This window comes from Thermomicrobium sp. 4228-Ro (genome assembly GCF_026241205.1).
Classification (GTDB): Bacteria; Chloroflexota; Chloroflexia; order Thermomicrobiales; family Thermomicrobiaceae; genus Thermomicrobium.
On the sequence record NZ_JAPFQM010000001.1, the window covers coordinates 334,960 to 347,973 of the forward strand.

Annotated in this window: 11 protein-coding genes; 10 read left to right on the forward strand and 1 reads right to left on the reverse strand. The window is 62.9% G+C overall.

The window, feature by feature from the left end; all coding sequences use genetic code 11:
• Position 1 precedes the first annotated feature (1 nt).
• The 8 genes from waaF to gyrA all read left to right on the forward strand — a co-directional run bounded on the left by waaF (position 2) and on the right by gyrA (position 9,959).
• Entirely contained in the window at positions 2-1,036 is a 1,035-nt protein-coding gene (waaF, locus tag OO015_RS01775; RefSeq protein WP_265939195.1) for a lipopolysaccharide heptosyltransferase II, read from the forward strand.
• Entirely contained in the window at positions 1,033-2,190 is a 1,158-nt protein-coding gene (locus OO015_RS01780; protein ID WP_265939197.1) for a glycosyltransferase family 9 protein, read from the forward strand. Before waaF ends, OO015_RS01780 begins: the two co-directional genes overlap by 4 nt.
• Entirely contained in the window at positions 2,187-3,335 is a 1,149-nt protein-coding gene (locus tag OO015_RS01785) for a glycosyltransferase family 4 protein (protein ID WP_265939199.1), read from the forward strand. The genes OO015_RS01780 and OO015_RS01785 overlap by 4 nt, the downstream gene beginning before the upstream one ends.
• Positions 3,292-4,425 (forward strand): glycosyltransferase family 9 protein, encoded by a 1,134-nt coding sequence (locus OO015_RS01790; protein WP_265939200.1) that lies wholly within the window; start codon positions 3,292-3,294, stop codon positions 4,423-4,425. Before OO015_RS01785 ends, OO015_RS01790 begins: the two co-directional genes overlap by 44 nt.
• A 128-nt stretch (positions 4,426-4,553) precedes the next feature.
• Complete coding sequence (locus OO015_RS01795) at positions 4,554-5,669, forward strand: inositol-3-phosphate synthase (protein WP_265939202.1); 1,116 nt, start codon at positions 4,554-4,556, stop codon at positions 5,667-5,669.
• 4 nt (positions 5,670-5,673) lie between these two features.
• Positions 5,674-6,381 carry a hypothetical protein gene (locus tag OO015_RS01800; protein WP_265939204.1) on the forward strand — a complete coding sequence of 236 codons (708 nt, stop codon included), beginning with the start codon at positions 5,674-5,676 and terminating at the stop codon, positions 6,379-6,381.
• Positions 6,378-7,349, forward strand: a complete 972-nt coding sequence (locus OO015_RS01805; protein WP_265939206.1) for a lysophospholipid acyltransferase family protein — start codon at positions 6,378-6,380, stop codon at positions 7,347-7,349. The genes OO015_RS01800 and OO015_RS01805 overlap by 4 nt, the downstream gene beginning before the upstream one ends.
• A 117-nt stretch (positions 7,350-7,466) precedes the next feature.
• Positions 7,467-9,959, forward strand: a complete 2,493-nt coding sequence (gene gyrA / locus OO015_RS01810) for a DNA gyrase subunit A (protein ID WP_265939209.1) — start codon at positions 7,467-7,469, stop codon at positions 9,957-9,959.
• On the opposite strand, the gene OO015_RS01815 is transcribed toward gyrA, so the two are convergent.
• On the reverse strand, positions 9,846-10,751 hold the full coding sequence (locus OO015_RS01815) for a hypothetical protein (protein ID WP_265939211.1): 906 nt from the start codon (positions 10,749-10,751) through the stop codon (positions 9,846-9,848). The two genes, gyrA and OO015_RS01815, sit on opposite strands and share 114 nt — an antisense overlap.
• Positions 10,752-10,821: 70 nt before the next feature.
• On the opposite strand from OO015_RS01815, the gene nadD reads away from it, so the two are divergent.
• Positions 10,822-11,469, forward strand: coding sequence for a nicotinate-nucleotide adenylyltransferase (gene nadD / locus OO015_RS01820; protein ID WP_265939213.1), 648 nt, complete (start codon positions 10,822-10,824; stop codon positions 11,467-11,469).
• 51 nt (positions 11,470-11,520) lie between these two features.
• Positions 11,521-13,011 carry a protein translocase subunit SecD gene (gene secD, locus OO015_RS01825; RefSeq protein ID WP_265939215.1) on the forward strand — a complete coding sequence of 497 codons (1,491 nt, stop codon included), beginning with the start codon at positions 11,521-11,523 and terminating at the stop codon, positions 13,009-13,011.
• Positions 13,012-13,014 lie beyond the last annotated feature (3 nt).

Sequence of the window (13,014 nt, forward strand, 5' to 3'; positions counted from 1 at the left end):
GATGCAGCGCATCCTGGTCGTGAAACCATGTTGCCTGGGCGACGCGCTGATGGCGACACCAGTGCTCCGTGCGCTCCGCACGGCTTACCCAAAGGCCACCATCGACGTGGTCGTCTCTGCTTGGGCTGCTCCGGCCTTCGACGAGCATCCCGCGGTACGACGGCTGATCGCGTACCCTGAGCGACCGACAATCGCGCGGATCGTTCGTTTGGCCAGCCGCCTGGCGAGGGAGCGCTACGACTGGGCGCTCGGACTCGATCGCTCACCCTACGTCGGAGCACTCCTCTGGCTGAGTCGCGTACCGCTTCGAGCCGGGCTCGGTTACGGCTGGCGTGCACGGTTCTACACGCACCCCGTCCGCCCGAACCCGACACAGCATGAAACGGAAGCCTACCTTGCCGTCAGTCGCGCGCTCGGTGTACCGGACCAGGGTTTCGAACCCGAATACTTCGTCCCGCCTTCAGTACGGGAGACGATGCTCGCCCGTACTGCTCCCTTTGCGCGACCGCTTATCGTTCTGCATCCCGGCGGTGCTGTGAACCCGGGGAGTCACCTGCTCGCTAAGCGGTGGCCACCCGATCGTTTTGCAGGCCTCGCCGATCGACTCGTGAACCGGTTCGGTGCGACCGTCATCCTGGTGGGTGGACCCACCGACCGCGAAGCAGTCGAGGCTGTCCGTCGTCTGGCTCGGCAATGCCTGGTCGATTGGTCCGGCCAGCTGTCGTGGAAGGAACTGGCGGGTCTCCTGGCCGTGGCTGACCTCTTCGTCGGGAACGACACGGGCGCGGGGCATCTGGCAGCCGCTGTCGGGACAGCGACCGTCTCCATTTTCGGTCCGACGAGTCCGCTGCGGTACCGGCCGCTCGGTCGCCGTGCGATCGTCTGTGCGCCGCCAGCCAGCTGGCACATTGCAACCGAGCAGGACTTGCGTCGGCCGTTCGCGATACCGGAGCAGTTCGACATGCGCTTGGTAACGGTGGAAGAGGTCTTCGCAGCGTGCTGCGCCCTCCTCCAGATCGATGGGAAACTGGTATGATGCGTGCTGTGGCACGCGCACTCGCACGAGCCATCGGACGCTCGCTTCCATCACCGGTGACTCCACCTGCACCGCGCCGAGAGATTCTGCTGATCCAGCCGGATCACCTCGGCGATGGCATTCTCGCGCTCCCAGCACTGTGGTGGCTCCGGCGCTCGGTACCGTCACTGCGCCTGACGCTGGCGATCGGCCCATGGAATGTCCCTCTGTTCAGCACCGTGCGAGGGTACGACGGTCTCCTCGTCCTTGCCTTCCCCGGATTCACTCGCCAAGGTCCACGGACACCGCTCGCTCCGTATCGCCTTCTCCTCCACGAAGCCGCCCGACTCCGGCGACGGAGCCCGCTCGCCGCAGTGATCTTGCGCGACGATCACTGGTGGGGTGCGTGGCTTTGCGAACTGGCCGGCATTCCGCTCCGTATCGGCGCTGATCATCCGCATGTCCGTCCCTTCCTCACGCACCCGGTGTCGCTCCACTCGACGCATGTCGCGGCCCGTAACATCGAACTCGTCAGTGCGCTCCTCAGCCTCCTCGGAGCCGACCGCGAGGTCGCGGAGATTTCCCCGACTCGTTTCCCGCTGGTCTGGCCGATCGACGAACGTGCACAGGAACACTTGGACTGTATCCTACAAGATCACGCTGTCACCCAGCCGTTCGTCGTCGTGCATCCCGGCTCCGGTGCTACTGCCAAGTGCTGGCCAGCCGATCGCTGGACGATCGTCATCGATGCGCTCGCTGAACGCGGAATGCATGTCGTCCTCACCGGTTCCGCGAGCGAGCGGCCAGAACTCGAGGCGATCGCCCGCTCGACCGGTGCTCGGGTCACTGTCCTCGCTGGCATTCTTTCCCTACCGATGCTCGCCGAGCTTTTGCGATGCGCCCAGCTGGTGATCGGCCCGGATACTGGTCCGCTCCATCTGGCAGTCGCCGTGGGGACGCCCTCGGTGCATCTTTTCGGACCGACCCACCCAGCGCGGTTCGGCCCCTGGGGACCGTCGGATCGCCATCGCGTCATTCGCTCACCGTTGGTCTGCTCGCGGTGCGGCGATATCGGACCGGATCGAAGCCTCGGACTCGGTTGTATGATCGCGCTGACGCCCCAGCAGGTTATCAGCACGGTGGACGAACTCCTGTCATCGAGCGCACCGAGATGAAACCACGTGTTATCGGCATCGACGCGAGTCGCATCGCAGTCCCGAAGGTGACTGGCACCGAGCGGTACGCCCAGTGCATCGTCGAGCACCTGCTCCAGATCGCGACTCCATTCCGGTTTCGCCTCTTCGTCAGAGGCCCGCTCGAGCTTTCGGTTCCGGCCGAGCGGGCCGAGTTCCGCGTGATTCCCTTCCCACGCCTCTGGACGCATGTCCGTCTGGCTGCCGAGCTCGTGCGACACCCTGTCGACCTTCTCTTCGTCCCGGCACACGTCCTTCCGGTCTGGTGTCCGGTGCCAGGCGTCGTCACGGTGCACGACCTCGGATACCGGTACGAACCGGAGGCGCATCCTCTGCTCCAGCGCCTCTACCTTGAGTTCGGCACGCTGCGGAGTGTCCGTCAGGCACGACGAGTGATCGCGATCTCGCAGGCGACCGCTCGCGATCTCGTTCGCTTCTATCGCGTACCGCCCGAGCGAATCGCCGTCGTCCCGCATGGTGTCGATCGCCAGTTCTCACCTCGGACTGCCGAAGAGGTCGCGCGCGTTCGGGAGCGCTACGGATTACACAAGCCTTTCCTCTTGCATGTCGGTACGCTGCAACCACGCAAGAACCTCGTCCGGCTGATCCGGGCTTTCGAACGCGTGGCAGCGACCGATCACGAGCTCGAACTAATTCTCGCCGGAAAACGTGGCTGGCTGGCCGAGCCGATCGAGACAGCGATAAGGTCGAGCCCGGTACGACAGCGCATCCGAGTGCTCGGGCACGTCGTGGACAGCGATCTCCCCGCGCTCTATAGCGCTGCTGAGCTGTTCGTCTTCCCGTCGCTCTACGAGGGGTTCGGGCTACCAGTGCTGGAGGCAATGGCCTGTGGTATCCCGGTCGTGACGAGCCGCCGCGGCGCGCTCGCCGAAATCGCCGGGCCAGCGATCACCTGCGATCCGCTGAGCGTCGAGGACATCGCTCGTGCGATCGCTGAGGCGCGAGACCCGGTGCATCGGCCGCAACTGGTGCGGGCTGGGCTCGAGCACGCGAAACAATTCACCTGGGAACGATCGGCGCACCTTACTCTGGATGTTCTCGCGGAGGCGATCGGAACACGTCATGCTGACACGGTTTCATCGCATACTCGTCGTGAAGATCGCTGATCTCGGCGACACGGTTCTCATCCTCCCGGCTATCCGCGCCCTTCGGCGTGCCTTTCCCGAGGCGAGGATCGATCTTCTGACGTCACCGGTCGGTGCGGAACTCGCCGCCCTTTGTCCCGATATCGACGGTATACACGTCGTGGACAAAGCCAAGCTGCGAGAAGCGCGCGGTTTCCTGACCCTCGGTCGAACCTGTTGGACTCTCACCCGCGCCGGTTACGATGCGGTGGTCCTGCTCCATCACCTCACGACCAGGGCCGGATGGTGGCTGTATCGCTTGCTCCTCGCAGCGACGCGCAGTCCGGTAACCGTCGGTCTCGATAACGGAACGGGCGGATTTTTTACCCATCCGATACCAGATCGAGGCTTCGGTGCGTCCTCCGAATGGCAGTACGCACTGCAGGCAGTCGAGGCACTCGGTGCCACCGGCCAGGTGAGTGGCCCCTATCTCGTCATACCGGAGGCGGCGCGGCGAGCTGCATCTCGACTTCTGGCATCCGTACCCCGGCCGTACGTGGTGATCCATCCCGGTGTCGGTCCGTTCGCACCAGCCCGACTGTGGCCGCCCGACCACTTCGGAACCGTTGCCCGTCAGCTCGCTGACGCTGGATTCGGCATCGTCGTGACCGGAACAGCGCACGAGACAGACCTGGCACGCCCCATCCAGCGAGTAGCGCGTGCACTCGATCTGGCAGGGCGCACCAGTCTCCCGGTGCTGGCAGCAGTACTGGCCGACGCTGCCCTCGTCATCGGCAGCGACTGCGGTGTGGTTCACCTCGCGGCAGCACTCGACCGGCCGACGCTCGCCCTGTTCGGCCCGACGAACGTCGAAGCCTGGCGTCCACTCGGCAGCACGATCGTGACACCGGACGGCACGCCGCCTTCCGGCACGCGGATCGTTGCGCTGACGCGACAGCTGCCGTGCTCGCCCTGCTGTTACGTCGGCTATCGGATCGGTCGCCCACATGGTTGTCGTGTCCGGAGCTGTTTGCGCCAACTCCAGCCCGAACCGGTCGCCCGCCTCGCACTGGCACTGGTCGGGAATGCTCCGTCTCCTACCTCCGATAGCGGGATTCCTTCTGCACGGTAGAGCCCCGCGGGCACGAAGACGCGAAGACCGGTCGCATTGACGGGGGCTCATCGTCGCTTTACAATCGCCCCGGAACTGGAGACCGTTTTCGTGTTGGACTCGTCTTGAGGAGAGGAAAGCGATCGGCCGTGGGAGATCGAAAGATTCGTGTCGCGATCATCGGCGTCGGAAACTGTGCTTCGGCCCTGGTTCAGGGTGTGCACTACTACCGCAACGCCGATCCGAAGGAGTTCGTCCCCGGGCTCATGCATGTCGATCTGGGTGGGTACCATGTCGGCGATATCGAATTCACAGCCGGGTTCGACATCGACGTGAACAAAGTCGGGAAAGACCTCTCGGAGGCGATCTTCGCACCTCCCAATAACACCTATAAGTTCACCGATGTCCCCTTCCTCAATGCACCGGTGTACCGGGGGATGACGCATGACGGACTCGGCAAATATCTGTCGCAGGTCATCACCAAGGCACCGGGTCCGACCGCGGATATCGTCGGCATTCTCAAGGAAACGAAGACCGACGTCGTCGTCAATTTCCTCCCAGTTGGCAGCGAGATGGCCACCAAATGGTATGTCGAGCAGGTACTCGATGCCGGTTGTGCGTTCGTCAACTGCATCCCGGTCTTCATCGCGCGCGAAGAATACTGGCAACGGCGTTTCCAGGAACGCGGCCTGCCGGTGATCGGCGACGACATCAAGAGCCAGGTCGGTGCGACGATCGTCCATCGCGTTCTGGCTCGTCTCTTCGCTGACCGTGGCGTGCGCATCGATCGGATGTATCAGATCAACTTCGGCGGGAATACCGACTTTCTCAACATGCTGGAGCGTGAACGACTCGAATCGAAGAAGATCTCCAAGACGAACGCCGTCACGAGTATCCTCGACTATCCGATTCCAGAAGAGAACGTCCACGTCGGTCCGAGCGACTACATTCCGTGGCTCAAGGATCGCAAGTGGTGTCATATTCGGATCGAGGGTACGACCTTCGGCGACGTACCGATCAATCTCGAGCTCAAGCTGGAAGTCTGGGATTCTCCGAACTCGGCTGGCGTTGTCATCGACGCTATCCGCTGCGCCAAGCTCGCGCTCGATGCTGGCATCAGTGGCGCACTGATCGGTCCGAGCGCCTACTTCATGAAGTCGCCGCCTGTGCAGTATCGCGACGAGGAAGCCCGCGAACTCGTCGAGGCATTCATCCGCGAGACCGTCGCGCAGCGCGAGCGGCTGGCAGCGACCGAGAACGCGTGAACGTATGCAAGGCAAGGAGACCAGCCCGGGGGGTGGTCATGCGTCGCACCACCCCCTCGCTGTCTCGCCAGCTCCACCAGGATCGCCTGCTCTCGTCGCGCCCGATCCCGGGGCGCTGCGCGTCAATCTCTCCTATGTTCTCCACGAACCGTCCTGGAGTCGGGTGGTAACCGAGCACGTCCAGCTCGTCCTGAGGCAAGCAAAGCGTGCTCGGCGTGCGGTACACCAACTCGCGAACCTTCCTGATGGCGCTTTGGTGACGCGGATCGTCGCCCGCGACGACCGCGCCCTCGATCGCCTGCAACGCGATTGCCCGTCGTGCATCGTCTCGATCGATCTGGGCGCCAGCCCGCTTCTCCGCCGTGTCCTCCCGCTCATTTTGCCGTCTGGTAGGCCTCCTCCCGACATCATCTGGCTCGATCGACCATCCCCACAGTCCATCGTCCTCGAACTGTTCGGTCGATCGGTGCGCTTAGCAGTACCACAACTCGACGCTCCGATCCTGTGGTTCGCTATTCTCGTCTCCCGACCTGGTTGGAACTCGTTACTCCTCGATGCGGTTTGGGTGACAGGAGAGCACCTCGTGTCGCACCTCGCTTTGACGATCGAACGAGTGCTCCGTGACTACACGGATCAGTGGTGGGCACAGCGCGCCTGGTGGGATCGTCCCGCTGAGATGGCCTACCCCGAACTCCGCGAGGAGGCACAATGAGCCTCCTGTGGGCCCTCCGTATCGGAGCCTTGTTGACGCTCGTCGTTCCGGTGCGTCTCGGCTACTGGCTCTGTCGATTGATCGGTATCACCGTTTTTCTCGTTCATCGGCGAGCACGACGAAACGTCCTCGAGAATCTTCACCACGTGTGTCCGCGCTGCTCGGCCGTTTGGCGCTATCGCCAGGCAGCGCGGGTCTTCATTACCGCAGTCATGAACTACTACGACTTGGTGCGCCTTCGCTCCGTCGATCGTGACCGGCTTCGCGACCTCGTCGAGGTACGGGGATGGGAACATGTCGAAACTGCTCTCTCGCGGGGTCGAGGAGTCATCGTCATTTCCGCACATCTCGGGAACTTCAACGTCGTCGCGCAATATCCGGCCGCGCTCGGTTTCGAAGCTGCCATCGTCGTCGAGCGAGTGCGACCAGCCCGGTTGTTCGCCTACCTCTGTCGCTTGCGGAGTGCCACCGGTGTACGGGTCCTCCCGTCCGGCCCTGAGGCCGTACCTGCGATTCTCCGGCTTCTCAGGCGCAACGGCATTCTGCTGGTAGCCGGTGATCGTGATGTGACCGGCCACAGCCGGTGGGTACGTTTCTTCGATGCTCCTGCTCCCTTACCGATCGGGCCAGTCGCGCTCGCGCTCCGGACCGGAGCGACGCTCCTTCCGGCATTCACGATTCGTTTGTCGACGCGTCGCTCGCTCGTCGTTGTCGATCCACCACTCGAGCTCATTCGCACGGGTGATCACGAGCATGACATCGTCGCCAACCTGGAAACGGCCGCTCGTTGCTTGGAGCGGATGATACGGACCGATCCAGGTCAATGGACCGTTCTGCAGCCGATTTGGGCAGCACCTCAGGCGAGAACGCCGCTCGCCGAGGCACTCGGCAGTGTTCCCCTCGTCGAGCACGCGCCCGGCGAACAGGACAACGCCACGCAATACCGACGCAATACTCCCGAGAGCTGAGCCTCGTCCGAAGACCCGTTTCGTGTCTCCATCCGGTTACCGCAGGAGTCCGACTATCGAGTAGGCCCAGCGATTTGGTACGATTGAGCGGCATTGGAGTGAATGGACGACGCGACGATGAGCGACAATCGGATCGGCCGAGTACGGGTCATCAGCATCGAAGAAGAAATGAAGCGCTCGTATCTCGATTACGCGATGAGCGTCATCGTGCAACGAGCGCTTCCTGATGTTCGTGACGGTCTCAAGCCCGTGCAGCGACGAATTCTCTACGGTATGCACGAGATGGGCTTGCGGCCGAACGCGAAGTATCGCAAAAGCGCCGGTATCGTCGGGGAAGTCCTGAAGTCGTACCATCCGCACGGCGACAGCGCAGTCTACGATGCGCTCGTGCGCATGGTGCAGCCCTTCACGATGCGCTACCCGCTGATCGACGGCCAGGGGAATTTCGGTTCCGTCGACGGTGACAGTGCAGCCGCGATGCGCTATACCGAAGCACGCCTCGCTCCGATCGCCGAAGAGCTCCTGGCCGATATCGACAAGCAAACCGTTGACTTCGTACCGAATTACGACGACAGTACACGCGAGCCTTCGGTCCTGCCAGCCCGGCTCCCGAACCTGCTCGTCAACGGTGCGAGCGGAATCGCCGTCGGGATGGCGACGAATATCCCGCCACACAACTTGGGCGAGGTCGTTGACGCGCTCGTGTATCTGATCGACCATCCCGAAGCGACTGTCGAAGAGCTGGTCGAGCACCTGCCGGGTCCGGATTTTCCGACCGGTGGCATCATCCTCGGCCGCGAAGGTATTCTGGCCGCCTACGCGACTGGCCGGGGACGCATCGTCGTCCGGGCGCGGGCGCATATCGAGGAGACCGCGCGTGGCCGGATGAGCATTATCGTCACCGAGTTGCCGTACCAAGTCAACAAGGCAGCACTGATCGAGAAGATTGCGGATCTCGTCAAGAACGGCCGCCTCGAAGGAATCCACGACCTGCGCGACGAGTCTGACCGCGACGGGATGCGCGTCGTCATCGAACTCAAGCGCGATGCGCAACCGCGCGCTGTCCTCAACAATCTCTTCAAGCACACGCAGCTCCAGACGACCTTCGGCGTCAACATGCTGGCGCTCGTCGATGGGACGCAACCACGTGTCCTGACTCTGAAGCGGATGCTCCAGCTCTACCTGGAGCATCGGCAGATTGTTGTCCGGCGACGTACGGAATACGAGCTGCGGCAAGCCGAGCGTCGTGCCCATGTGCTCGAAGGGCTCAAGATCGCACTCGACCATCTGGATGCGGTCATCTCGACCATTCGCAACGCGCGCTCGGCAGATGACGCGCGCCAGCAATTGATGAGCCGTTTCGGTCTGACAGAGGTACAAGCAACCGCGATCCTCGACATGCAGCTGCGCCGGCTCGCTGCGCTCGAACGACAGAAGATCGAAGACGAGTACCGCGAGCTTCTCGAGCGTATCGCAGAGCTGCGTGCACTGCTGGCCGATCCTGTGAAGATCCTGGCGGTGATCCGTCAAGAACTCCTGGAGCTGAAGGAACGGTACGCTGATAGCCGACGTACCCAGATCCAGGAAGTGAGCGGCGAACTCAGCGATGAAGACCTGGTGCCCAAAGTCGACGTCCTCGTGACGCTGACGGCGCGTGGTTACGTGAAGCGAAGCACCAATGGCCACTATCGCATCCAACATCGGGGGGGTCGTGGTGTCAACGGCATGGCAGTGAAAGACGAGGACTACGTCCAGCATATCGTGCTGGCGAGCACGCACGACTCGCTCCTGTTTTTCACCAACCGAGGCCGGGTCTTTCAACTTCCTGTGTACGAAGTGCCTGATGCCGGACGGAATGCGCGCGGCATGCCGATCGTCAATTTCCTCAACCTGCAGCCCGGTGAGGAAGTGACGACGCTCCTGCCTGTGCACGATTTCGACAACGCGACGTTTCTCTTCTTCTGCACGCGCCAGGGTCGGGTGAAGCGCGTCCGTCTCGAGGAGTTCTCCAACGTCCGCTCGAGCGGACTCATCGCGATGTCGCTCGACGCGGGCGATGAGCTGGCGTGGGTCCGCCCGACGAGCGGCTCGGACGACATCATTCTGGTTACCGCACAGGGGCAAGCGATCCGCTTCGCCGAAAGCGAGGTGCGGCCGATGGGACGCCAGGCCGGGGGGGTGATCGGTATCCGGCTTGAGGAAGGGGACTCCGTCGTCGCAGCCGAAGTCGTCCGCCCCGGTGCTGACCTACTCCTCGTTTCGCGAGCTGGCTACGGGAAACGCACCGCTCTCGACGAGTTCCGGACACAGGGACGCGGCGGAAGCGGTGTCATCGCTATGAAGGTGACTCCTCGCACGGGCCATGTCGCCGCCGCAACCGTCGCTCGCGAGGAGGACACTGCCGTCCTCGTCAGTCGCCGCGGTCGCCTCATCCTGATACCGGTCCGACAAATCCCCAAGCAGGGGCGGTCGACACAGGGTGTAAGCCTGATGCGGTTACAAGAGGGGGACGAAATCGCCTCGATCGCGGTCGGCCTTCTCAGCGAGACGCTCTCGACGGACGGTGCCGAAGCCAAGTCGAGCCTCGGAAACGGTCTGGAGAGCGCGTAGGATGCGCTCTCGCACCGGTGAAAGAAGGAAGCTCAGTCCAGCCACCATCTGGATGATCCAGGCGAGCAGTGCCACCGGCGGCCGGTCGGCGAGGATGTCCAAAGCACCACTGGAGAGGATCAGCACGAAGTACCCGATCGTCCCAGCGAAAACCACCCATGAGGCAGCGCGAACTGGCGCGACACGCGCCGCCAACGTCACCAGGGAAGCGGCGAGAAAACAGCCACCGAGAGAAAATGCCAGTGCTGGCGATGTCGCCGCGCGAGCCGAAGCGAGCACCGCAGCTGGGAGAATGCACCCCGGCCAGAGGACGAGGGTACGTGCTGTTGCACTCCACACTTCGCGACGGCGCTCGATCGCGATCGCCTGCCCGACTTGAGCGAAGAGCAGGGCAACCGTGGTCTCCAGTACGAGAGACATCCCTCCTCTGGTCAGGATGGCCCCCGGATGCGCGACGTACGCTTGGATGACGGCCACCGGGGCAATGACACCCACGGTTATCGCTTCGATACGACTCGCTGCCCGCAAGCGGTACGGCAAGCGAAAGACCGCGGCCGAGGACAGCACGCACGCAGCAGCGAGGAAGCTGACTGACAGCAAGAGCAAAGGACGGTCTGGCCACAAGACCGACGACAAGAGCAACGCAGCGACACTTGTTCGGATCGCGATCAGCCATCCTACATCCAGCCGTAGTCCGGCTGGACGTGGGGACAGCGGCTGGACCTGCCCGAGCTTGCGCCGTGGTGGTTCCCACCGTTCGAGCGTCTCGTCCCGGAAGAAGGACTCGTCCACGCTCTCGTCCCTTCCGCGCAGAGTGTACGATTGCCGACAGAGGAGTGAGATCCGACAGGGGAGCGACACGGTGGCACGTATCGGGATTTTCGGTGGGACGTTCGACCCGGTTCATCACGGACATCTCATCGTTGCTGAGGTCATGATGGAAGAACTCGGCCTCGACCGGGTTCTTTTCCTTCCCGCTGGTCAACCGCCGCACAAACTCGACCGTCCCATCACACCGGCTTTTCACCGGTTAACCATGCTGCAACTCGCCCTGCAAGGAAACCCGCATTTCGGCATCTCGTTCGTCGATGTCGAACGTCCCGGACCATGCTATACGGTAGACAGTCTAGCCATCCTCCGCCGGGAGTACCCAGGTGATGAGCTCGTTTTCCTCATGGGAGAAGATTCCTTGCGTGATCTCCCGACCTGGCGGGAGCCGAACCGGATCGCGGAGCAGGCGTTGCTGGGCGTTGCCCTCCGACCCAACGTCGAGGTCGACCTCGCGACGGTCTTCGCGGCGGTGCCAGCAGCCCGTGACCGTGTCCTCCTCGTTCACGTCCCACTGATCCAAATCGCCGCCAGCGACATTCGTCGCCGCGTGGCCGAAGGGCGTACGATCCGTTACCAGGTGCCACGCGCGGTGGAACAGTATATCGAGCGGCACGGACTGTATCGAACCGTTACGACACCGGTCGGCCGACAGCGAGCCACCGAAGTTCGGGGAGTATAATCCCGGGGTGTCGCACGGAACGGCGACGGTGGAAGCGAGGTAGAAGGAACAGTGCGCATTCGACCGTGGCAGACGCTGATCGTTATCGTCCTCTTGAGTCTCGCCGCAATCTGGGTCGACCTACCCGGGCAGAGGCTCGACCCGTTCGGCTGGAAGCGCAATATCACCGTTCGGCAAGGACTCGATCTCCAAGGCGGTATCCAGCTCGTGCTCCAGGCGCGGCCACCAGCTGGTACTGTCGTGACGCAAGAGGTGCTGGAAGGAACCCGCGATACGATCGAGCGTCGCGTGAACGGTCTCGGCGTCAGCGAGCCGGTTATCCAGACCCGCGGGAACGACCAGATTCTCGTCGAACTGCCAGGTTTCCAGGATCCGGAACGGGCCGTCCGTGTCCTGCAACGCACCGCTCTGCTGGAAATCATCGATACGCAGGGCCAGTTCCTCCCCGTGGGAACGATCGTCAACACGACCGCTGGGCCAGCGCCCGAAGCGAACGCGACACCCACGCCCACTGCCGGTACGGCGACACCAACCGCTTCGGCTACTGCTGCGAGTAGCGCAGCAGCGGGCGCTACACCGCAAGCCACCACAACTCCTGGAGCGACGCCGACCCCCGAAGCGACAGCGACCCCGAGCGGTCCGGTGTATGAGACGATCATCACCGGCGCGGACCTGAAGGACGCCTATCCGACAACGGATCAGTTCGGCAATCTCGTCGTCGGCTTCGAACTCAAGCCAGAAGCTGCTGACCGCTTCTACCAGTACACGAGTACGCACATCGGCCAGCCGATGTCGATCGTCGTCGACAAGCAAGTGATCAACACGGCGACGATCCGGGATGCGATCCGCGATCGCGGCATCATCCAGGGACTGAGCGCACAGGAAGTGCGTGATCTCGCGCTCCAGCTCAAGTCCGGCGCGCTCGCCGTTCCGCTGGAGGTCGTCCAGAGCCGAACCGTCGGCCCCACGCTGGGTCAGGACTCGATCCAGAAGAGCATCATCGCTGGATTGGTGGGCCTGGGGCTCGTTGCCTTGTTCATGATCCTGTACTATCGGTTGCCTGGTGTGATCTCCGTGATCGCGCTCTTGCTGTACACGGCGTACGTCTTCGCACTCTTCAAGCTGATTCCGGTCGTACTCACGCTCCCGGGCATCGCCGGCTTTATTCTCTCGATCGGTATGGCCGTGGACGCCAATGTCCTCATCTTCGCGCGTATCCGCGAAGAATTGCGGCTCGGCCGGCCAATCGCGCGCGCCATCGAGGAAGGGTTCAACCACGCCTGGCCATCGATCCGCGACTCGAACATCTCGACGATGATTTCCTGCATGATTCTGTTCTGGTTCGGCCGCTACGTCGGCGCCACGATCATTCAAGGTTTCGCCCTGACGCTGTTCATTGGTGTCGCTGTGAGTATGTTCACTGCCATCGTCGTCACGCGTACCTTCCTACGTTTGCTTCTGACCCGTCCGTTCTTCCGCGACGTCCGGTGGTACGGTATCGCGCCGTCTCAAGTAGCAACTGCACAAGCAACAGGTGACTGAAGG